Genomic DNA, 21,739 nt, shown 5'->3' with positions numbered 1-21,739 from the left:
CTTTCACTACATGCGAGCCGCACAAGATCTGCCGGAACGCCCGTCAAGCACGCTCCCTTAACCAATAGACAAGTAGACCAATATACAATCCTCCTTAGCGAAACCCTTAGCCCTTTCCGTGCCCTTGTCATCCTGAGCTTGCCGAAGGATCTTAGCGGTAAAAAACACTTCTTTTCCATCCTTCGCCTTCCTAGAGCACGACCAGCTTCTCCACCCGGAGCGCTCCATTTTCACCGGTGATGCGGATGAAATACACACCAGCCGGAAGCACCAGCGCGGGAAAGCGATTGGCGACCCCGTTGAGTGTACCCACCGCCCAGCGACGACCAAGGGCATCCGTGACGACGACGCTGTAGCGCCCGGCCTCGTTACTCAGTACCTGCACCGGCTGCCCCGCCCGAACCGGGTTGGGAAACACCAGTACCGGCGACCCCGGAAAATAATAGATCGCAACCGGCTCGCTATACGCGAACGCGCCGTTTTGCAACTGCACCACCAACCGGTAGTAGTTGATACCTTGCCGTAACCCGGAATCCTGAAGCGTAAAGCTTGTGGAGCCCGGCAAGGTTACCGGGCCTACCGTGGCAAAGCCCGAAGTTCCCTGCCGCTGCAGCCCAACGCCGGCCACACCGAACAGGCTGCCGACCGCCCCGAAAAAGGTGACCGTATTGCCTTCCTGCTCCTGCACATAAAACGTGCGCACGTAGCACTCTACTCCCTGGGCGTCGTACTTCAACGTATAACTACGGAGGCCGGGCTTTCCGGCAACGAGGGGCGCCACCGCGTAGTACGGCGAGGGCCGTTGTGCTTTCGACAATAGGGCAAACGTATCGCTCACCTGACCGAAGGGCTGCAGGTAGCGTGCCCCAAGCTCATACAGGCGATAGGTCGTGCCCGCGCGGTTCCAGAGCAGCAGGAAGGAGTCGGCGCAATTGAAGCCGGTTTGGAGGGCCAGCAGCGGGCTCAGCACGGTTGTGTCGGACAGGGCATCCGGCGCAGTAGCCGAGCGCATCCGCAGGCGGAACAGCGACGTCGTATCGGGCGCCTGCCATACGTAGTGGCGTTGCGCCAGCGGGACGTCGGCGATGGGCCGCCACTGCACACCGTCGTAGGTATACTCGATGCTTCCGGTGCCCGTGCGCCCGGTTTCCCAGCGCAGCACCGTGCGTGCAGCAGCCTGCATGGGGTCGGAGGCGGTGGGATAGGTCCACACAAAGCGGTCGGCCGTATCGGCCTGCCAGGCCAGGGCAAAGGCCTGCATACCCGTAACACGGGTGCCGCTTACCTGGATGGTATAGGTACCTGCTGCCGGATCGGCCACGGTTACCTGCTCGATATTATTCAGCGTATCGGTACCGCGCGTGGCCGGCGCCGCCACATTGGCCGGGGCAGGGTCAAGCACCCAGGGCTGCCAGCTGCTTCCGGCCGCGGGTGGGCGGAGCAACAGGTCCAGGTCGTTGACGAGCGCCTTTGACGCGTTGGCCGGGGCGGACGGGTCGCTCCAGGCGAGGGTGACGCGGAGGCGGCGGGTGCCGGCGGGCACCGGGATCGAAAAGGTCTTTGCCTGCCCGTTTGGAAGCGAATCGTAGAAATACCGTCCCTGGGCCAGGCCGAGCAGGGCCGCCGCCGTATTCAGGGATCCGAACCCATAACGGTAGTCCACTTCCGGGTTGCCTCCGTCGTCGGCGCTGTTCACAAGCAGGGTCTTTACCAATGCCGCCGGCGGCAAGGCGCCTTGCGTCCTCCGGTAGGCCTGCTGCAGGAGAAGCGCCGACCCGGACACAAGGGCCGCGGCACCCGAGCTGCCGTCTTGCCCGAAGGCGACGAGCTCCGGCTTCACGCGCCCGTCGTGCGCAGGCCCGCGCGAGGAGGCGGCTTCCAGCACGCCAAGCGAATCGGTGGCCCCTGCTACCAGTACGTTCTTCGCCATCTTGAAATTGCCGGTCAGGTTCGACACACCGGCGAGCGCGTTGTAGGCTCCGCTGGTAGCAGCGGCAGTGCCGCTGTTGCCGGCAGAGAAGACGAACAGCAGCGCCGGATTGTTGCGGGCCGCGGCGTCGTAGGCAGCCGCTTCCACACCGTAATAGTTCTGGATCACCGTGCCGTAGGAGTGATTCTGCACCGAGATGCCGTGGATACGGTAGAAGCTATCCGGCTCCGGAAGCAGGGAACTGAAGGAGGTGGACGTAAGCAGGGCCGCGGGCGCCACACCGGTAGCGAAGGGCGAGCTGTTGCCGCCCCCGGCTGCGATCGTCGCCATAATAGAGGCGTGTGCGCTTACCGTTGGCGCTTCAAGTCCGGTGCGGAAGATGCGCCCCTTCAGGTCGATGTCGGTGCTGTCGAAGGACTGCTCCTTTACCGAGAGCCGCGTCGAGTCGCCGCGAAGCGAGGGAAAAAGGGCGTGCGCGCGGTTGATGCGGTTGAGCGACAGGTCGAGAAAACCGGTGCTGAGCTCTTCGCGGGGTGCCACAGCGAGGTCGGCAAAGCGGATACCGCCTGCCCCCAGCAGCGCGGACCAGTCTGCGGCGGCAATGCGCACGCGATAGGCCCCGGCGGGAGCGTAGGCGGCAAGCACCCTTCCTACCGCCGGGTAACGGCCCGGTTCAAGCTGCAGCACGACGGTGAGGGTGTCGGCGCGTCCGCGGAGCGCCTCCTGCAGGGCAGGAGCAAGCGCGGGTCCCTTACCGGTTTGCGCATGTGCGGAAGAGGCGGTCAGAATAAAGAGGAGCAGGTATCGGAGCGTACGGTTCATGGGATGGGTTCGCGTGGGTGTTTGGATCAGGAAAGAGCGCCGTTCGGGGTCTGCTAAGATAGCCATGTGGCCGGTAAAAAGGGCACGGCAGGGCTACCGGAACCTTACGAACAAAGCGCGCGCCTCAAGGCACAGCTTCCGGGAACCGCAGAGTTCATAAAAACGCAATCCAATGATCCTAACGGGGTTGCACAGCCGGAAATTTAGTTAAGCACTTCTATGTAGTTGAACTTACGCGCTTTCTTAGTGGTTTTTAGCCCGGGATTACTAAGAATGAAAATAATTTTAATGGCGCACCATCGGTTAAAGGTAAATGCAACCTGGTTTAAAAAATTGTCGTTGATGGCTTTGTTAAGGATATGTAAATTGGTCACGCACTCTTAATTTTTCACCCAACACACAAAAAAATAGAATGAAAAGAATCCGTACCCCCTTCGTGATCGCCGCCATGGCATCTGTGACCCTTTTTTCCTGTAAGAAGGAAGCGAAAGAAGCTACACTCCCGTCCGAAACGCTCAACATGATCGCTGCCAAAGGATTCAGCACCGATGGCGTACAGCGTGTAGCAGGTGGTTACCTGGTAGAAGGTGATATCATCCTGCGTGAAAGCGACCTGGCCTCCACGCCGTCGTCGCCGAACATGGTCATCGCCCAGGAAGAGCAGTACCGCACGTTCAACACGGTGAACGCTGCCAACTACCCGGTGATCAAGATCGCGCTCAACAACAGCTCCGCTGCGCATGAGGCCGCCTTCTCCGCTGCACTCGACGAGACCGTAGCCCGCTACAACGCGCAAGGCCTTACGATTTCGTTCCAGCGGGTAACCACCGGCGCCAACATCTCGATCGTGGCTTATTACGAAGCGAGCAATGTACTCGGCTCTGCCGGCTTCCCGACTTCTGCAGGCGCCCCCTACAACGAGGTGCGTATGAACACGTATCACTACAGCACCGGCACCGGTACTACCAACGTCAACTACATCGCTACGATCATTGCGCACGAAGTTGGCCATTGCATCGGCTTCCGCCACACCGACTATGCCAACCGCGCCTACAGCTGCGGCGGCCGTCGCTCCAACGAAGGCCAGGCCACCAATGGCGTTGGTGCAGTACACATCCCCGGCACACCCACCGGCGGCGACCCGAACTCCTGGATGCTCGCCTGCGTCGGCACGAACGTGAACCGTCCGTTCAACGCCAACGACAAGGTAGCACTCTCCTACGTTTACTAAGCTCTTTCAGAACTTCCATAAAGCCACCCCACCGGGTGGCTTTATTCTTCTTATTATTATGGCTGACCGTATTTTTACGGTTGACCATTACCGTTGGACCACGTGTTTCTGCGCGTTTTTTCCGCAATCTGAACTTGACTGCAACAGGCATGCAAAAACATTCGTGGAAATACGGTTCGGCGAACTTATTTTCAACTCTTTCTTTTCACCCCTAAACACACACAAAAATGAACCGTCTCGCACAACCGGCGCTCATCGCCGGCCTGACCCTCCTCACGCTTGCCTCTTGTAAGAAAGACGCCAAGGAAACCACGCCCGTGGATGGCGTATCCACCGAAGTGCTCGCGCAGATCAAGGCTGCAGGCTTCAGTACCCAGGACGTTAAGAAAGTGGACGAAGGCTACCTCGTTGAAGGCGACATCATCCTGACCCCCGACCAGCTCGCAGGGATGCCGACCACCAACAACCTCATTTACGCCAACGAGGAGCACTACCGCACCACCAACCTGGTGAACTCGACCTCCTACCCCACCATCCGCGTGGCACTCAACAACTCCTCTTCAGCACACCAGGCCGCGTTCTCGGCCGCTCTCGACGAGGCCATCCGCCGCTACAATGCGCTTCCCCTGCGCATCAAGTTCCAGCGTGTGACCTCCAGCGCCAACACTACGGTGGTAGCCTACCGCGAGGTGAGCAACACGCTCGGCTCGGCCGGCTTCCCCACCAACAGCGGCGCCCCGTACAGCCAGGTGCGTATGAACACGTATCACTACAGCACCGGCACCGGTACCACCAACGTCAACTACATCGCTACGATCATGGCGCACGAGCTCGGTCACTGCATCGGCTTCCGCCACACGGATTACATGAACCGTGCGTATAGCTGCGGCGGCGCATACAGCAACGAAGGCGCTTCTACCGTTGGCGCAATCCACATCTCCGGCACACCGACCGGTGCGAGCGCCAACTCCTGGATGCTGGCCTGCGTTGGCTCCGGCGTAAACCGCCCGTTCACTTCGGCCGACCAGACCGCGCTGAATTACGTTTATTAAGCACAACCTATTACGAAAAAGCCCCGACGATCCTGTCGGGGCTTTTTTATTCCTGCAACGGCCGCGCTTCAACTGTTAAGGCTTTCCAAACGCAAGCCCGTGGCGGATTTCACCGTCCATGCAAGCGCGCCGTTCGACGCTGTTTTCGGGGCAGCGGCCGAAGCGCTCCCCCTCCGGGCGGGCAACCGGCGTAATTTCAGGACGCAAACTTTAACCTATGAAACCCACATCCCGCAAAACGGGCACCGCCGTCCTGGCGCTTGTGCTCCTCGCCGCTACCGCATTCTCCTGTAAGAAGGAAAACGTGGCAGAAGCGCCCGCCTCCGCAACCAACAATGCGCTTCCCGCCTCCGTGCTTGCCCAGATCCGCAGTCTTGGCTACAGCGACCAGAACGTGCAGGCCGTTGCCGAAGGATATGTAGTAGAGGGCGACATCCTCCTTACAAGCGAGTCGCTGCAGGCGCCGGACGCGAATGAGCTGGTGTTTGGCACCGAAGAGCACTACCGCACTACCTACGTGGTGAACCGCAGCACCCACCCCACGATCAAAGTAGCCCTCAACAATACGTCCGCCACCCACCAGGCGGCCTTTTCCGCAGCCCTCGACGAAGCCATCCGCCGCTACAATGCACTGAACCTGACCATCCGGTTCCAGCGCGTGACCACGGGCGCACACACGACCGTAAATGCCTACCACGAGGTGAGCAATACCCTGGGATACGCCGGCTTCCCTTCCTCCGCGGGCGCACCGTTCAATACCATCCGTATGAATACGTACTGGTACCGAACCGGCACCGATCTTACCAACGTCAATTACATTGCTACCATCATCGCCCACGAGCTCGGGCACTGCATCGGCTTCCGCCATACCGACTATATGAACCGTTCCTACAGCTGCGGCGGCACGGCCGTGAACGAGGGCACGTCCGGCGTGGGCGCCGTACACATTCCCGGCACCTCCACGGGTCCGAAGGCAGGCTCCTGGATGCTCGCCTGCATCGCCGGCAACGAGAACCGCCCCTTCAGCGACCAGGACCGCTACGCGCTGAATTACGTGTATTGATCCTTCGACCGGCTCAGGATGACAATGGGCCCTCTTACCTTGGACCGAATCCGTCCCAATAGAGAGCGTTGCTGGCAACAGCGGCGCTTTATTTTTCGATCAGGTAGCACCAGCGCTGAAGCTTGCCGGCAAAGTCGAAGGGCGTAGTGGCCTTGGTGATGTCGCGCACCCCTTGCGCGTGCAGGCGCTCCCTGTCGAGCTGGAAGCGGGTGAAATTGGTGCTGAAGTAAAGCAGCCCGCCCGGCCGCAGCAGGCGCAGGCAATCGTTGATCATCGTTACGTGATCGCGCTGTACGTCGAGTATGTCGTCCATGCGCTTGCTGTTGCTGAACGTGGGCGGGTCGAGCACGATGAGGTCGCAGGAGGCCGCCGGCTCCTCCTTGAGGAAGCGCAGCGCGTCGGCATGCACGGTACGGTGCGGCGGCGCATCTGGGAAATTCTGCGCTACGTTGCGCTCGGTCCATGCTAGGTAGGTTTTCGACAGGTCTACCGACACCACTTCCGACGCGCCGCCGGCAAGCGCATACACCGAGAAAGAGCCGGTATAGCAAAACAGGTTGAGTACCCGCCGCCCGGCCACCCGCTCGCGCACCATCCCGCGCGTGATGCGGTGATCGAGAAAGAGCCCGGTATCGAGGTAGTCGGTGAGGTTCACGAGAAACCGGAGCCCGGCTTCGGATACGGCGAACTCGTGCCGCTGCTCGTCGAGCTTCTGGTATTGCCCCTGACGCCCCTCCTTGCGCTGCCGCATCTTGATGTGAATGTGCTCGGGTGCAACGCCCGTTACCTCGCTCATAACGGCGGTGCAGCCCTCCAGCCAGGCGCCATGCTCTTCGTCGCTGAGGCCGTGGCGCCGCTTGTACTCGGAAACGTACAGGGCATCGCCATAGCGCTCGATGATAAAGGGCGCCTCGGGAAGGTCGTGGTCGTAGATGCGGAAGCAGCTGATCCCCTGCCGCGCCGCCTGCTTCGACAGGTGCCGATACACCTTTTGCAGCCGGTTGCGGAACATTAAAAATTTGTCAAAGGGTTGCAGCATTGCTAAAATTTTTAGAACTTCGGGCTTCGTAAGCGCCGTCAAAAATAAGGGAACCAACAGTGGAGTATGCGATCGTGGACATAGAGACGACCGGGGGCTATGCCGCCGCCAACGGGATCATCGAGATCTCCATCCACGTATACGACGGCGTGTCGGTGGTGGAAAAGTACGAATCGCTGGTCAACCCAGGCATGGCGATCCCCCGGTACATTCAGGGCTTTACAGGCATTAACGATGCGATGGTCAAGGACGCTCCCTTCTTTGAAGAGATCGCGGCCGATGTCTTCGCCATGCTCGAAGGCCGGGTGTTTGTGGCGCACAACGTCAACTTCGACTTCTCTTTCGTAAAGAGCCAGCTGGCGCACTGCGGCTTTACCCTCAGTGGCAAGAAGCTGTGTACGGTGCGCCTGGCCAGGCAGCTCTTTCCCGGTTATCCCTCCTACAGCCTCGGCAATCTCTGTCATTCCCTCGGCATCGGGCTGGAGAACCGCCACCGCGCCGGCGGCGATGCGGCGGCCACGGTGATCCTATTCGAAAAGCTGCTGCGCGCCGACAGCAAAGGCCTCATCGCCACGAGCCTCAAGAAGACCTCAAAAGAGCAGACGCTGCCGCCGCATGTGCCCAAGGATGATTTCGCGGGGCTCCCTTCCTGCCCCGGCGTGTATTACTTCCACGACAGCAAGGGCAAGGTGGTGTACGTAGGCAAGGCCAAGAACATCAAGAGCCGGGTCAACAGCCATTTCAGCAACAACTCCGACAGCCGCCAGAAGCAGAACTTCCTGCGCAGCGTCTACCGCATCACGTACCAAAGCACAGCCACCGAGCTGATGGCCGCCATCCTCGAATCGACGGAGATCCGGCGCCTGTGGCCGGCCTTCAACCAGGCGCAGAAAAAGGCGGAGGAGCAATTCGGCATCTTCATGTACGAAGACAGGGCAGGCTACCTGCGCCTCGCCATCGAAAAGAAACGCCGCAACAACCACCCGGTATATACCTTCCACTACAAGATAGAAGGTCATGGCCTGCTGCGCCGCCTCATGAAGGAATATACGCTGTGCCCGAAGCTTTGTTTCCTGCAAACGGATAATGATCCCTGCCAGGGCATGGCAGAGCACCACTGCCATGGGGCCTGTGAAAAGCAGGAAGCACCGGAAGCCTACAATGCGCGGGTACAGGAAGCGCTGGCGGCGCTGACCCGCAAGCCCTCCTATGTGCTCCTCGACCAGGGCATGAACGAGGAGGAACGCTCCTGCATCCTCGTGCTGAAGGGAACATTTTATGGCATGGGCTACCTGCCGCACGATGTGCTGGCCGGAGACCCCGAAGCCCTGCAAGACTACCTGCAGCCCTATAAGGAAAACATCACCATCCAATCGCTCCTCAGCAGCTACGTGGCGCAGAATCCACATCAGGTGCTCGTTCTCTCGGAATAATCTAAAAAATTTGTTAAGGAAATGGCGCGCCGGTGCTATATTCGTTTGTCCGTATAACTACGGATGAGCACGCTTCAGGAGTTACTGATCCATTCGCCGCAAATGCAGCTCTGCCTTGGTCTTCAGCGCAATGAACCCGACACCGTAAGGAGGCAGGTTCACCGCCAAAAAACCGGCAACGAGCGAAGGATACCGGCGTTCGCCTTCCGGCTTGGGTAACTTTAGCGTGCTAAACGAAAAACACCCTGCCATGTCGAAAACAACCTTCCAGCCGTCCGTACTGGTCTTTTCCGCGCTCCTGGCTCTTGCCGCCACCTCCTGCTCCAAGTCTGATGCCCCCGCTCCCGCCGCTGCTGCTGCAGAAGCCCCTGCCGCGCCTGCTGCTCCCGTGTCGCTCAGCGCCGAGCGCGCCGAACTGCTTCGCCAGTTCCTGGTGCAGACCTCCGGCGAGCAGAACGTGACCTGGTCGGCTGCCACCGGCGCATTTATGATCGACGGCGACGTGGCCATGCCGCTGGATGAAGTGGAAGCGCACTACGCGCAGAAGGACGCCCCGCAGCAGGGCACGGCCCGTACCGAAGGGGTGCAGCACCGCAAGAGCTATTACCTCGTAACGCCGGTGAAAGCCGCTACGGTTAAGATCTATGCCGATGGCACCGTACCGGCCGTTTGGAAGGCCGCGCTCGACCGCGCGATCGCCAACTGGAATGCTACCGGCTCCAAGCTGTACATCACCCGTATTACTACGCCCACCGGTGCCAACACCACGGTAACGGCCGCCAACACCGGAGGCACCGGCACGATCGCGGTAGCCAACTACCCCGATTACCTGAGCAACCCCGGTCGTAAGATCACCATCAACACGTACTACAACTACCTGGCCGCCGGCCTGCAGACCTTCGCCATGACCCACGAGCTGGGCCACACCTATGGCTTTGGTCATACCAACAGCACTTATGGTACTCTGGTACCCGGTTCCCCGAACAGCGACAGCTACTCGGTGATGAACTCGGTGTGCAAGACCTGGAGCTCTTTTTCGACGTACGATCTGCTTGCTATTCGTACGGTATACCCCAAGTAAGTTAGAATGCCGAACACACACGCAGGCCTGCTCTTCTGAGCGGGCCTTTTTGATCCCAGATCTCGGATCGCGGATGTATGATCTGCTCATAAGTCGACCATTTCGTCCAATCGGCAGCACAGTCATTGTTTTAACCCGCCAGAACAAAATAGAAGCTGCACGAGATCACATAACTGGGATTTGAGCTCGCGAGTATGCTATGTGGTTACAGGCATGCCATTATGTGACATACACAGACCATTGAATGCCTGTTCCAATCAGGCCACAATGTTCGCATCAAAGAAGATCAAACATCTGAGATCCCAGATCTGAGATCCCTCTATTGCCATTCAAACCCTTCTGCCTTGGGCATCGCTTCAAAAAGGTGGTGTACCTGCTCGGGAGGGGTACACAGCTTGCGCTGGCGCACGTCCATCCAGGCGCCGTCGACGACGAGCACGGCGGCGAGGGTGTCGCCGTTCTTGATGATCTCGTGGCGGAAGCTCCAACGCGAGAAGTCGCGGCGGCCGCGCCAGAGCGAGAGGTTAATGGACACCTCGTCGCCCGGGCGAATCTCGCGGCGGAAGGTGCACTCCTCGCGGAAGAGGATGGGCCCGATGCCGAGCTGCTGCATCAGGGCCGGCGTCAGACCGCTCTCATTGAGGAACTCGACGCGCAGGTAGGCTCCCCAGTCGTAATACACGGAGTGTCGAAGGTGGAAGTTGGGGTCGAGGTCCGACCAGCGGACCTGCATCGTGCGTTGAAAAGCGGAGGCCATGGGCGCATCAGTTTAAGGGCCCAAAGAAAGCCAAAAGCCGGCAACGGTGGCGCAACAGCTGCCGGAGCCCGGCGGCCTCATTTTGCAAGCCTTTGCTAAATTCAGCGCCGGGGCCCCGCGGCTGCACCGGAGCCCTTATTTTTGTTGCACAAACAAGACGCATGAAAAAACTCTTTCTCGTATCCGCCCTGGCCGTTTCGCTGGCATCGTCTGCCCAGAAAAAGCCGGTGGCCAAGCCTGCCGCCAAATCCCCGGCAACACCCGGGCTCAAGAATATGACCGACTCGGCCTCCTATGCCATCGGCATCAGCGTGGCCAACTTTTACAAGCAGCAGGGCATGAAGAGCCTCAACCCCACGCTCGTGGCACGCGCCATCCAGGATGCCCTCGGCGGCAAGACGACGCTGCTCAGCGAGCACCAGGCACAAACCGTGCTGATGAACTACATGAACCGCGCGCAGGCCAGCAAGGCACAGCCCAATATCGATGCCGGCGAGCGCTTCCTGGCACAGAACCGCAAGAAGCCGGGCGTGAAGGTGACGGCCTCCGGCCTCCAGTACGAGGTGATCAAGGAAGGTGAAGGACCGAAGCCGGCCGCAACCGACACGGTAGTGGCCCATTATGCCGGTACGCTCATCGACGGCAAGAAGTTCGACAACTCGTATGACCGCAACGAGCCGATCACGATTCCCCTCAACGGTGTGATCCGTGGCTGGACCGAAGGCCTGCAGCTGATGTCGGCCGGATCGAAGTACCGCTTCTTCATCCCCTATCAGCTCGGCTACGGCACCAACGACGCCGGATCGATCCCCGCCGGCTCGGCCCTCATTTTCGAGGTGGAGCTGCTGGAGGTCAAAGGCAAAAAGCAATAGTATTTCTACATAAACAACGACAGCAAAGGGCGCCCGTGGGTGCCCTTTGCTTTTGCCGGGCTCGACTCAAATAAAAAGGGCGACCGCATTTCTGCGGCCGCCCTTTTTATTCAGAAAAAAGATTCGTTGTCTATTGGCCCTCGCTACGCGCGATGCCCTCCACCAAAGTAAGCGCCTTCTTGAACTGCTCGGCCGGCGTAAGGTTGGTATTGTCGAGAACAATGGCATCTTCCGCCTGGCGCAGCGGGCTTACCTCGCGGTGCGAGTCGATATAGTCGCGCATCTCCAGGTTGGATTTTACCTCTTCGAGACTGACATTCGGGTTCTTTTCATAGAGCTCGCGGAAGCGGCGCTCCACCCGTACGGCGTTGTCGGCCGTCATGAAGATCTTGAGCTCGGCATCCGGGAATACGACCGTGCCGATGTCGCGCCCATCCATCACGATGCCTTTATTGCGGCCCATCTGCTGCTGCTGCGCTACTGCGAAAGCACGCACTTCCTTGATGGCGGCCACCTCGCTCACTTTTTCCGCCACCACAAGATCGCGGATCACGTACTCCACGTTCTCGCCGTTCAGGTAGATCTCCGACTGCCCGCTCTTGCTGTTGGGTACGAATTCCAGCGTGATGTCGGTGAGCGCCTGGTGCACCTGCCCGGGGTCGGTCCAATCGATATGGTTCCGGAGGAAATAGAGGGTGATGGCGCGGTACATGGCGCCGCTATCGACATAGATGTACCCCAGCTTGTGGGCCAGTTGCTTGGCCAGGGTACTCTTTCCGCAGGACGACCAGCCGTCTATCGTTACAATGATCTTCTTCATGGTGGGGGATGCCCGCAAATTTGGGAAGGAACGACCGAACGGCAAAAAAAAAGGCTGTTGCCGGAGCAACAGCCTTGGATAACGAACTAAAAGATGCTTACTGGCGAACGTAGCCCTGCGTATGCAGGAGGCTGCCGCCCGCGCCACGCACCTGGATGCGGTATTGGCCACCGGCCTGGCGGCCCAGGTTCACATCGATGCGGTTGGCGCCGGCCTGCAGGCTCGCGGCCTGTGTGCCCACCACCTGACCCACGCTGTTGAGCACCTGCAGCTGAACGCGCTCGGCGCGTGGTGCCACTACCTGCAAGGTCGCCACACCGTTACCGGGGTTCGGGTAGAGCGGGGTGAAGGACCAGTCGGAGGCTCCGGAGGCTTCAGGGATGCTCTTGGCCTCACGGCTGGTGACGGCGCTGCTGGCAGTCACCGGTGCTTTCGCGCCGAGCGCATAGTTGCCACCCAGGTAGTAGGTAAAGGTGATCGTATAAGAAGCACCAACGCCCGGGAGCGCCGTGTACACGGGCACGTACTTGCGGGTGTTGGAGCTCGTGGCACCGCTATACGTGCTGTTATTGACCTGGAACACCGTGAAGCGGTCGCGGGACACACCCGTTGCCTGCTCGAGCGCAGCGAGCTGGGCCTCGGTATAGAACAGCGTTACGGATGTAGAGACCACGAGTGCCACGGCGGGGGTAATGCGCACCACCTTGTTCGACACCTTATAGGTACCGTAGGAGTCGCTGTACAGGTTGAACGTTCCGTCGCCGGCACGGGCGATCTTCACATTCGTGCAGCGGAAGGTCTTCGTCGTGCTGTTGTTCTTCAGCCGGGCCAGCACCTCACCATCCTGCTGGCTGTACACATACACGTCGGCGCCGCCTGTCAGGTTCTCACCACCGCTGTGGTCGGCCTGGTTCTCGATCAGGCGCGGCGAGCCGGTCACCAGCAGGTTATCGACCTTCACGCTCACGGGACCGCCGGCATTGGCGTCGTTGTTCCAGCGGAACGCGAGGTAGAACTGCTTATTGGCGAGCGACGGGGGCAGCGTAACATCGTACACACCGGTAGTCGGCTGAGCCGAGGCAAGCTGGCGATATCCCTCACCGTTAAGCTCAGTGAAATTGACGCCATCGAGTGAGTAGGCCACCGACATATAGTCGAATACCGGCAGGCGCTCGATATCGGGGTTAGCGGGGTCAGCGCTGAGCGGGTCCACCTCTCCTTGCACCGTGTAGTCGAACTTAAGCTTCACAGATCCGAGGCCACGGGCGTCGATGAGCGGGGTACGCACCAACGTGCGGCTTTCGCTTGCGCTGTTATAGGTACCGCCGGGCAGCACAAGGTCGGTTGCCCCTTCCTTGCCGGTTATGGCCAGGCTGTTGTCGAATACGCCCCACTGATTCTTACCAGTCGCCAGCGGGTCGCCGCTGGTCTCGGGGAACTCAAGGGTCTCCTGCCAGCCGCTCAGCTCGCCAAAGCCGTCGGCGCGGGTGAAGGTCTCGGTAAAGAGCGTTTTGAGGCCGGTGCCTACAACCGGCACGGCGTCGTCGTCCAGCACCGTGATCACGTAGGTTGCGTTGATGGGCGTGGTCAGTGTGCGCGAGAAGGTCACTTTGAGGTTGATGGTCTCATCTGTTTCCACGATGCCATCATTGAAGACCTGAACCACCAGGTTCTGCTTGCTGATAGCGTTCGTACTGTTCGTTAGCTTGGTCACGCTCGGGCTCCAGTCGCTGGAGAGCGTGGCGGTGCTGCCGGAAGAGCTGATCGTGGCCGTGGTGTTGGCAGGAATCAGGATGGGGATCGTGATGGAGCGCTCGGCATTGCAACCCGTTGCCGGTGTCGACTCGAGCACTACCTGGCCCGGCTTGAAGACGAAGCCGTACGTGACGGTGCACGGGGCCTGGAACGCGGTGCCCACACCTACGGCATACCAGGCGTTGGTAACCGAAGCAACCGTAGCGCTGCAGGGATCGCCGGTGAGCGACGTAGCCACTTCGATGGAGATCCTGCGGGCCTCGGCATACGTAGCCGTGCTGGTCAGCATGGTTTCGGTGAGGAAGGCGATGTTTTCCGCAACGCTGAAGCCAAGGCCGTTCACCCGGTAGGCGTTGCCCAGGTCGTTGATCTCGTCGTCGGAATCAGCGCGGTAATAGTTGGCGGCGCTGAGGCCAGCCGGGCGGGTACCGAGCTTGGATCCGGCCGTCAGGAGGAAGAACCACTTGTTGAGCACAGCGCTGTTGGTGTGCACACCGCACTGGTCGTTGGCCAGCGTGGGCGAACAGTTGGGATCTTCCCAGTTGGCGCCGCCATAGGTATCGGGGTCACCAATGGCCGCGGGGTTATCCATCCGGCGCAGCGGGTTGTCGAGCGTGGCGCCGATCTGCTCACCGATATAGAACGGGCGGTAGGCGCCGGCGCTCACCGTGCTGCCGCTGCGGGTCATGGCGTAGTGCTCTGCGCAGGCAGCCCAGATGTCGGAGAAGCCTTCGTTCATGGCACCCGACTCCTTTGCATACACCAGGTTGGACGTGAACTCGCAAACACCGTGGCCGATCTCGTGGGCGCATACGTCCAGCGAGGTGAGGGCCTTGAAGCCGGTGGCCGAGGGGCCGGAGCCGTCGCCATAGGTCATTACGGAGCCGTTCCAGAAAGCGTTGTCATAAGCCGGCCCGTAGTGGATGAAGCTTTTGATCTTGGCGTTGTTGCCGTCGAAGCTGAGGCGGTTGTGCTTCGCCAGCCAGTAGTCGTACACCTGTCCGGCACCCCAGTGGGCATCCCAGGCAATGTCGTCGTTCTCGGCTTCGAAGGCACCGTCCTGCTGGCCAAGCGGCGCGCGCTTGTGCTCGGCGAGGGTCCAGTTGTTGTCCTGGTCGGTAAAGCTCTTGCCCTGCAGGTACAGCGAGGGAACGGAAAGCGGGAGGCCGCCGACACCGTTCATGTCGTAGGTCTCGACGCCGTTGCCGCGCGTATCGTCGATGAGGGCCCAGGTGGCGCCCCCGGGCTGGTAGAGCGGCTCTGAGGTCGGGTGGCTGCTCACGATGGGAAGGCCATTGTGCGGGTCGTTGCCGGAGATCTGCTTCGTCATGATGGTCTGCGCGCCCGAGTAGCGGGTTTGCACCGTTACGCCCACCGAGGCGGGCGGGGCAGGCTGCTTGCCTTCCTCGTCGGCATGCTTGATGATCTTGTCCACAAGCAGCGTATGCCCGTCCTGTGCATCGATATAGATCCAGGCACGGAACAGGGGCTCGGCAGCGTAGATGTTGAATTTATAGGCGAGGCGCGGTACGGCGCGGCCTGCCCTGGAGAAGTCGTTCACGATCACGAGCTCGCCGCCGGGCTGCACCTCGTCGAGGGCGGTCTGGAGGGCGGCACGCTCCGTGGCGTTGGTGCTGCGGGAAAGCTTTTCCTGCACGTCTTCCCAGGCGAACTTACGGCCGCCGCTCAGTGCCTTGGCGCGCGACAGCGCGGCCGTTTTAGCGACCGCGGGCTGCAGGGCCAAGCCTTCGGGCACCTGGTAGAAGGCTCCGTTGTAAAACTGCACCACGCCGTCGCGGACGAGGGCTTTGAAGCCTGCACGGTCTACGCGCACGCCTTTGTAATACTGGTGAAACTCCAGCACCTCGAAGTTGCCGGGATAGGCCGCGGTGCGGGCGGGTTGGAGGGCGTCGGTGCCGCTGCGGGCACCTACGTACTGCGTCAGCGCATTGAGCGCATCGGCGCGTTTTTGTCCCTGCTTCTGCTTGAAGGCGATCAGCTCGGGGGTGAGGCGTTCTTCCGACAGGTTGAAGCTGGCTACGCGGGGGTCGCGCTCGAGGCGCTGCCGGCTTTCGGCGAGCGCCTTTTCAGCATCCTGCGCAAAAAGCACGCTCGGGAGGGTCAGGGCACAGAATGCCAGTGCCGCCCTGTGGAAGGGTAGGTTTCGATTCATACGTTAAGGGGTTTGGTGAGTGTGTGTGAGTTGGAGAAGAATGTATTGACTAAGGGATTTTTAGAGTCCGTTAAGGGGATCGGTTGGTTTATCGTATCATCTTCTTTCTACCATTTTCGCCAAGGGAAAGCTCAGCAATTACAATGCCACTCTTAACAGATCGTTAAATAAGGGTGTCTTCGAAATTACGTAGGCGGGACTTCGCCGGATTGGAAGAGCTTTTACTTTTTGGATGAAATGCGTAATTGTACTTAAGTGGTCTGTAGAGTTGACGCGTTGCCTAAGCCCCAAAAAAGTACGACTTAAGCCAGCAACCGGTTCTGTACGGGCACAAAAAAAGATCCCGCCACGTGGCGGGATCTTTATCCGTTGTTCGGCACTCTCTAGGAGGCCGGCTCTTCTTTTGTGGTTTCCTTCAACGTGAAGCTGAGCTTTGCGTTGGGCTCATCGAGGTCGGCAAACAGCACGTCGCCGGCCTTGATGTTCATGTTGAGGATCTCTTCGGCCAGCGGGTCTTCCAGGTACTTCTGGATGGCGCGGTGCAGCGGACGCGCACCGAACTGCTGGTCGTATCCCTTGTCGGCAATGAAGCTCTTGGCCGTTTCGGACAGCTCCAGGCTGAACCCGAGGTTCTGGAGGCGCTTCATCACACCTTTCATCAGGATGTCGATGATCTCGAAGATGTTCTCCTTCGTGAGCGAGTTGAAGATGATCACGTCGTCGATCCGGTTCAGGAACTCGGGCGAGAAGGTGCGCTTCAGCGCTTTCTCGATCACCGCCTTACCTGCCTCGTCGGCGTTCTGGATGCGGGCCTGCGTGGCAAAGCCAACGCCTTCTCCGAAGTCTTTCAGCTGGCGTACACCGATGTTCGAGGTCATGATGATCATCGTGTTCTTGAAGTCCACCTTGCGGCCGAGGCCGTCGGTGAGCTGTCCGTCGTCGAGCACCTGCAGGAGGATGTTGTAGATATCCGGGTGGGCCTTCTCGATCTCGTCGAGCAGGATCACGCTGTAGGGCTTGCGGCGAACGCGTTCGGTGAGCTGACCACCTTCTTCGTAACCCACGTATCCCGGAGGCGCACCGATGAGGCGCGACACGGTGAACTTCTCCATGTATTCCGACATGTCGATGCGGATGAGCGCATCTTCGGAGTCGAACATATGGCGGGCGAGCGCACGGGCAAGCTCGGTCTTACCGACGCCTGTGGGGCCCAGGAAGATAAACGTACCGATGGGCTTCTTGGGGTCTTTGAGGCCGACGCGGTTCCGCTGGATGGCCTTCACCACCTTCTGGATCGCTTCGTTCTGGCCAACCACCATGCCTTTCATCTCGTCGGCCATCTTGCGGAGCTTCTGGGTTTCGGCTTCCACCATGCGCTTCACCGGGATGCCGGTCATCATCGAGATCACCTCGGCGATCTCTTCTTCACCGATGGGGTAGCGCTTGTGCTTGGATTCTTCCTCCCACTGGGCTTTGGCCTTCTCGAGCTCTTCGCCGAGGCGCTTCTCCGTATCGCGGAGGGCGGCGGCCTCTTCGAACTTCTGGCTCTTCACCACGCGGTTCTTCTCGACCTTGATGTCCTCGATCTTCTTCTCGAGGTCCAGGATATTCTGCGGCACGTTGATGTTCTTCAGGTGCACGCGGGCGCCGACTTCGTCCATCACGTCGATGGCCTTGTCGGGAAGCAGGCGGTCCGTAATGTACCGGTCGCTGAGCTTCACGCAGGCCTCGATGGCCGCGTCGTCGTAGATAACGTTATGGTAGTCTTCGTACTTCGATTTGATGTTGCCGAGGATCTCCATCGTGTCTTCCACGCTCGGGGGATCGACCATCACCTTCTGGAAGCGGCGGTCGAGGGCCCCGTCCTTCTCGATGTACATGCGGTACTCGTCGAGAGTGGAGGCGCCGATGCACTGGAGTTCGCCGCGGGCAAGGGCCGGCTTGAAGATGTTGGAGGCGTCGAGCGAGCCCGAGGCACCGCCGGCACCCACGATCGTGTGGATCTCGTCGATGAACAGGATCACGTCGCGGTTCTTCTCCAGCTCGTTCATGATGGCCTTCATCCGCTCCTCGAACTGACCGCGATACTTGGTACCGGCAACAAGGGCGGCGAGGTCGAGGGAGATGACGCGCTTGTCGAACAGCACGCGGCTTACCTTGCGCTGCACGATGCGGAGGGCGAGGCCTTCCACGATGGCAGTCTTACCCACGCCGGGCTCACCGATGAGAATGGGGTTGTTCTTCTTGCGGCGCGACAGGATCTGCGACACGCGCTCGATCTCTTTCTCGCGGCCCACGATCGGATCGAGGGTACCGCTTTCGGCGAGCTTGGTGATGTCGCGTCCGAAGTTGTCGAGCACGGGCGTCTTGCTTTTTGCAGCCGCCCCGCCGCGGGCCTTGGAGCCCTGGAATTTCTTTTCGTCATCGAAATCGTCGTCGTTCTCTTCCTGGTACTCGGCGCGAACGTCGTTGGATTTTACGATGCCTAATTCCTGCCTGAATAATTCGTAGTCCACGTCAAACTGATTTAGGATTTGTGTTGCAATGTTTTCCTTGTTCTTAAGGATCGACAACATGAGGTGCTCGGTTTCGACCGTCGGGCTCTTCAGCGCTTTGGCTTCGAGCACCGTGACCCGGATCACTTTTTCTGCCTGTTTGGTCAGCGGCAAGCTATTTATGTTGGCAATGTTTTTACCCGTCTTATCCTTCACGGCCAGCTCTACTTCCTTGCGCAACTCATAGAGGTCGACGCTGAAACTCTTCAAGATTCGTACCGCGGTATTATCGCCTTCCCGAATGAGTCCCAGAAGCAGGTGCTCCGTGCCAATAAAATCATTCCCTAAACGCAATGCCTCCTCCCGACTGAACGAGATGATCTCTTTTACCTGTGAGGAGAAATTATTGTCCATTTGATTGATTGAGCTTGTGATTAGATAGTGCTTGTTACAATAATAACGAATATTTTTACGCGAGGTTTAGCCCCTAATTGTTAATAAATATCCGTGAAAACCAGTTCATCCGCTATGGAGGTCAAAACTAGTACCAAAGAGAAATTTACTGTCATAAGTGGTTTGCCCACGGAATTGTCTGTTAATCTGACAGAAGACTTTTGCCGCGAACTGACAAGCTACTTGCAGGCACCGGTTAAAAATATCGTGCTCGACCTCTCCGGTGTGCAGTCGATGGACGTGGAAAGCGCCGAAGCGCTCGTACGCACGCAGCAGGCGTTTTACGAAGGCGGCGCCTCCTTCGTGGTGTGCGGGCTCGAGCGACCGGTGGAAGACTTCCTCGATGCGCAGGACCTTTTGGAACTGATGAACGTAACCCCCACCGAAAGCGAAGCCTGGGACATCGTGCAGATGGAGGAGATCGAGCGGGAGCTGCTCGACGACGAGGAAGCCTGAGGCTTCTGCCCGTACCAAACCGCCCGCCCGCCCGATGCATCCGATCCTACCCCTCCTCGAGCAGCGCCTCCGCGAGCGCATCACGGACCTTCGCCCGGTAGGTGGCGGCAGCATCAACGCGACCTTCGCAGTGCGCACCGCTTCCGGCGCCCGCTACTTCTGCAAGCACAATTCTGCGCCTAAATTTCCCCATTTGTTCAGCTGTGAAGCCGATGGCCTGAAATTAATAGCTGAGCAACAACTCATCCGTACGCCGCGCATTCACGACATGTTCGAAACTGCCGCCGACCAGGTACTCCTGCTCGAATGGATCGACGACGGAACGCCCGGCACCGCTTTCTGGGAACGCTTCGGCAGGGAGCTCGCGGCCCTTCACGGGTGCCGCGCACCGCAGTTCGGAGGCACCCCCGACAACTACATGGGCTCCGTGCCGCAACCGAACCGCGCACACCCCCGGTGGAGCGACTTTTTCCTCGGGGAGCGCCTCCTGCCCCTCGTGCGCCGCTGCCAGGATGCCGGACTGCTCCCTGTGGCCACTGCGGCCGCGATCGAAGGCCTTGACCGCCACCTTCCCGGCCTGTTCGGCGACCCCGCTCCTGCCCTTCTCCACGGCGATCTGTGGAGCGGCAATTTCCTCTGCGCCGGGAACGGCGACCCGGTGCTCATCGACCCGGCGGTCTATTACGGACACCCGGCCATGGACCTCGGCATGACAACACTATTCGGTGGCTTCGAGCCCCCCTTCTACGCAGCCTACCACGAGGCATCGCCGCTGCCCGCCAACCACCGGGAACAGTGGGACGTGGCCAACCTATACCCGCTGCTCATTCACCTGCTGCTCTTCGGGCGCTCCTACCTCCCTCCGATCAACGAAACGCTGACCGCCTACCGCTGACCGGAGGGTGAGGCATGAATCGTGAAACGTCAATCGTGAATGGTTCAGCGTATGTACGGGCAACGGTGCGCGAATCGGGCTCCGTGCACCGCGCACCGAAGCTTCAGCAAAAACATAATTCGTGCACCACGCGCCGTAGCATCAGCGAAGGCGTGACGGTGGCAGCGCGGTAGTACAGGACAGCAGAAATGCGGGACCTTGCTCGGAAATGGTTACACGCCGGGTGCATGCCCATACCGAAGCAACCTTACCAATTAACCAATAGACCAATAGACTAATAAACTATCCCTATTTTTATCGCATGTTATCGGTGACGATCCTGGGGAATAATTCTGCTGTACCGGCTTTCAACCGCCACCCTACGAGCCAGGTGGTGACGCACGACGGAACCAACTACCTCGTTGATTGCGGGGAGGGCACCCAGATCCAGATGATCAAATACAAGATCCGCCGCGGCAAGATCACGCACATCTTCATCTCGCACCTGCACGGCGATCACTACTTCGGGCTCATCGGCCTCATCAACTCCTTCAACCTCCTCTCGCACAAGCAGGAGCTGCACATCTTTGCGCCCGCACCGCTGCAGGAGATCATCGAGATGCAGCTCCGGGTGGCCGACTCGCAATTGTGCTACCCGTTGCAGTTCCATACGCTTTCCGGGCCGGGGGTACTCGTCGACAACGAGAAGATCCGCATCTCGGCGTTCAAGGTGACGCACCGCATCGAGACTTATGGCTTTCTCTTCGAGGAAAAAGAAGGCAAGCGTAAGCTGCAGATCGACCTCGTGCGCCAGTTGCGCATCCCGCTCAGTTTCTACAGCTCGCTGCAGGCCGGCCTCGACTACATTACGCCGCGCGGCGAGGTGATCCGCAATGACTCGGTGACGGCTGCGCCCGGCAAAGGCAAGCGCTACGCGTTCTGCGCCGACACGAAATACGACGAGGGCATCCTGCCGCATATCGAAGGCTGCGATCTGATCTACCACGAAACGACCTATCTCGATAACATGCGCGATAAGGCCGACCTGCGCTTCCACTCCACCACGAAGCAGGCCGCCGAGATCGCGCGCCGCGCCCACGTGGGCAAGCTGCTCATCGGCCACTTCTCCTCCAAGTACGCCGAACTCGACCAGTTTCTCCTCGAGGCCCGCGAGGTCTTCTCCAACACCGAGCTTGCCCTCGAAGGACAGGTGTACGAGATCCATTAGGTCCCGCCCGCCCGCTCCGGCCCCTGTCCCCCGTAGGGGGAACTTAGATGGGAACTGTTCTTCCGGTAGCTGGCTCACTCAGAGCATAACCAAGAAAATATAAAGTGAATAGTCCTAGAATAGGTTGACAGTTTTTAGAAGAGATCCCGGCTGCCTCAGGTGGCCGGGATTTTTGTTTTGTGCACCTGCTCAGGTGTTTTCATGT

General features: G+C 59.6%; 15 protein-coding genes. 9 read left to right on the top strand and 6 right to left on the bottom strand.

Translation table 11 applies throughout. The annotated features are described in order from the left end of the window. Positions 1-190: 190 nt before the first annotated feature. Positions 191-2,752 (bottom strand): S8 family serine peptidase, encoded by a 2,562-nt coding sequence (locus ABD937_RS18620; protein WP_345257370.1) that lies wholly within the window; start codon positions 2,750-2,752, stop codon positions 191-193. Positions 2,753-3,164: 412 nt separating this feature from the next. Here ABD937_RS18620 and ABD937_RS18615 point away from each other — a divergent pair, with 412 nt between their 5' ends. From ABD937_RS18615 to ABD937_RS18605, 3 genes are all read left to right on the top strand, one after another. After that, a complete protein-coding gene (locus ABD937_RS18615) occupies positions 3,165-3,983 on the top strand; it encodes a M57 family metalloprotease (protein WP_345257369.1) in 819 nt (272 codons plus the stop codon). 227 nt (positions 3,984-4,210) lie between these two features. After that, positions 4,211-5,035, top strand: a complete 825-nt coding sequence (locus ABD937_RS18610) for a M57 family metalloprotease (protein WP_345257368.1) — start codon at positions 4,211-4,213, stop codon at positions 5,033-5,035. 217 nt (positions 5,036-5,252) lie between these two features. Continuing rightward, on the top strand, positions 5,253-6,098 hold the full coding sequence (locus ABD937_RS18605) for a M57 family metalloprotease (protein WP_345257366.1): 846 nt from the start codon (positions 5,253-5,255) through the stop codon (positions 6,096-6,098). A gap of 88 nt (positions 6,099-6,186) precedes the next feature. Here the strand turns inward: ABD937_RS18605 and ABD937_RS18600 are convergent, their stop codons facing one another. Beyond that, positions 6,187-7,137 carry a class I SAM-dependent methyltransferase gene (locus ABD937_RS18600; RefSeq protein ID WP_345257365.1) on the bottom strand — a complete coding sequence of 317 codons (951 nt, stop codon included), beginning with the start codon at positions 7,135-7,137 and terminating at the stop codon, positions 6,187-6,189. A 59-nt stretch (positions 7,138-7,196) separates the two neighbouring features. On the opposite strand from ABD937_RS18600, the gene ABD937_RS18595 reads away from it, so the two are divergent. Both ABD937_RS18595 and ABD937_RS18590 read left to right on the top strand, forming a co-directional pair. Continuing rightward, a complete protein-coding gene (locus ABD937_RS18595; RefSeq protein ID WP_345257364.1) occupies positions 7,197-8,570 on the top strand; it encodes an exonuclease domain-containing protein in 1,374 nt (457 codons plus the stop codon). Between the two features lie 250 nt (positions 8,571-8,820). Then, entirely contained in the window at positions 8,821-9,651 is an 831-nt protein-coding gene (locus ABD937_RS18590) for a M57 family metalloprotease (RefSeq protein WP_345257363.1), read from the top strand. Between the two features lie 319 nt (positions 9,652-9,970). Here the strand turns inward: ABD937_RS18590 and ABD937_RS18585 are convergent, their stop codons facing one another. Then, positions 9,971-10,408, bottom strand: coding sequence for an acyl-CoA thioesterase (locus ABD937_RS18585; RefSeq protein WP_345257362.1), 438 nt, complete (start codon positions 10,406-10,408; stop codon positions 9,971-9,973). Between the two features lie 161 nt (positions 10,409-10,569). Between ABD937_RS18585 and bamJ the strand changes: the two genes are divergently transcribed. After that, the gene (gene bamJ / locus ABD937_RS18580; protein WP_345257361.1) at positions 10,570-11,280 is read left to right on the top strand and encodes a BamJ family beta-barrel-assembly machinery protein; all 711 of its coding nucleotides are present in this window, start codon (positions 10,570-10,572) and stop codon (positions 11,278-11,280) included. A 130-nt stretch (positions 11,281-11,410) separates the two neighbouring features. On the opposite strand, the gene cmk is transcribed toward bamJ, so the two are convergent. The 3 genes from cmk to ABD937_RS18565 form a co-directional block, all read right to left on the bottom strand. Further along, positions 11,411-12,100, bottom strand: coding sequence for a (d)CMP kinase (cmk, locus tag ABD937_RS18575; protein ID WP_345257359.1), 690 nt, complete (start codon positions 12,098-12,100; stop codon positions 11,411-11,413). Positions 12,101-12,197: 97 nt separating this feature from the next. After that, a complete protein-coding gene (locus ABD937_RS18570; protein WP_345257358.1) occupies positions 12,198-16,028 on the bottom strand; it encodes a M4 family metallopeptidase in 3,831 nt (1,276 codons plus the stop codon). A 383-nt stretch (positions 16,029-16,411) separates the two neighbouring features. Continuing rightward, on the bottom strand, positions 16,412-18,937 hold the full coding sequence (locus tag ABD937_RS18565; RefSeq protein WP_345257357.1) for an ATP-dependent Clp protease ATP-binding subunit: 2,526 nt from the start codon (positions 18,935-18,937) through the stop codon (positions 16,412-16,414). A 114-nt stretch (positions 18,938-19,051) separates the two neighbouring features. On the opposite strand from ABD937_RS18565, the gene ABD937_RS18560 reads away from it, so the two are divergent. The 3 genes from ABD937_RS18560 to ABD937_RS18550 all read left to right on the top strand — a co-directional run bounded on the left by ABD937_RS18560 (position 19,052) and on the right by ABD937_RS18550 (position 21,534). Continuing rightward, positions 19,052-19,432: an STAS domain-containing protein gene (locus ABD937_RS18560; RefSeq protein ID WP_345257356.1), complete on the top strand. Its 381-nt coding sequence runs from the start codon at positions 19,052-19,054 to the stop codon at positions 19,430-19,432. 34 nt (positions 19,433-19,466) lie between these two features. Further along, the gene (locus tag ABD937_RS18555) at positions 19,467-20,327 is read left to right on the top strand and encodes a fructosamine kinase family protein (protein ID WP_345257355.1); all 861 of its coding nucleotides are present in this window, start codon (positions 19,467-19,469) and stop codon (positions 20,325-20,327) included. 301 nt (positions 20,328-20,628) lie between these two features. Beyond that, complete coding sequence (locus ABD937_RS18550) at positions 20,629-21,534, top strand: ribonuclease Z (RefSeq protein ID WP_345257354.1); 906 nt, start codon at positions 20,629-20,631, stop codon at positions 21,532-21,534. Positions 21,535-21,739 lie beyond the last annotated feature (205 nt).

This window comes from Flaviaestuariibacter amylovorans (assembly GCF_039541815.1).
Lineage (GTDB): Bacteria > Bacteroidota > Bacteroidia > Chitinophagales > Chitinophagaceae > Flavisolibacter > Flavisolibacter amylovorans.
This window is presented reverse-complemented; position numbering and strand designations above follow the sequence as displayed.

Excerpts from the sequence above, each read along its gene's own strand:
- ABD937_RS18620 (WP_345257370.1), bottom strand. The coding sequence starts at position 2,752 with ATGAACCGTACGCTCCGATACCTGCTCCTCTTTATTCTGACCGCCTCT.
- ABD937_RS18615 (WP_345257369.1), top strand. The coding sequence starts at position 3,165 with ATGAAAAGAATCCGTACCCCCTTCGTGATCGCCGCCATGGCATCTGTG.
- ABD937_RS18610 (WP_345257368.1), top strand. The coding sequence starts at position 4,211 with ATGAACCGTCTCGCACAACCGGCGCTCATCGCCGGCCTGACCCTCCTC.
- ABD937_RS18605 (WP_345257366.1), top strand. The coding sequence starts at position 5,253 with ATGAAACCCACATCCCGCAAAACGGGCACCGCCGTCCTGGCGCTTGTG.
- ABD937_RS18600 (WP_345257365.1), bottom strand. The coding sequence starts at position 7,137 with ATGCTGCAACCCTTTGACAAATTTTTAATGTTCCGCAACCGGCTGCAA.
- ABD937_RS18590 (WP_345257363.1), top strand. The coding sequence starts at position 8,821 with ATGTCGAAAACAACCTTCCAGCCGTCCGTACTGGTCTTTTCCGCGCTC.
- ABD937_RS18585 (WP_345257362.1), bottom strand. The coding sequence starts at position 10,408 with ATGGCCTCCGCTTTTCAACGCACGATGCAGGTCCGCTGGTCGGACCTC.
- bamJ (WP_345257361.1), top strand. The coding sequence starts at position 10,570 with ATGAAAAAACTCTTTCTCGTATCCGCCCTGGCCGTTTCGCTGGCATCG.
- cmk (WP_345257359.1), bottom strand. The coding sequence starts at position 12,100 with ATGAAGAAGATCATTGTAACGATAGACGGCTGGTCGTCCTGCGGAAAG.
- ABD937_RS18570 (WP_345257358.1), bottom strand. The coding sequence starts at position 16,028 with ATGAATCGAAACCTACCCTTCCACAGGGCGGCACTGGCATTCTGTGCC.
- ABD937_RS18565 (WP_345257357.1), bottom strand. The coding sequence starts at position 18,937 with ATGGACAATAATTTCTCCTCACAGGTAAAAGAGATCATCTCGTTCAGT.
- ABD937_RS18560 (WP_345257356.1), top strand. The coding sequence starts at position 19,052 with ATGGAGGTCAAAACTAGTACCAAAGAGAAATTTACTGTCATAAGTGGT.
- ABD937_RS18555 (WP_345257355.1), top strand. The coding sequence starts at position 19,467 with ATGCATCCGATCCTACCCCTCCTCGAGCAGCGCCTCCGCGAGCGCATC.
- ABD937_RS18550 (WP_345257354.1), top strand. The coding sequence starts at position 20,629 with ATGTTATCGGTGACGATCCTGGGGAATAATTCTGCTGTACCGGCTTTC.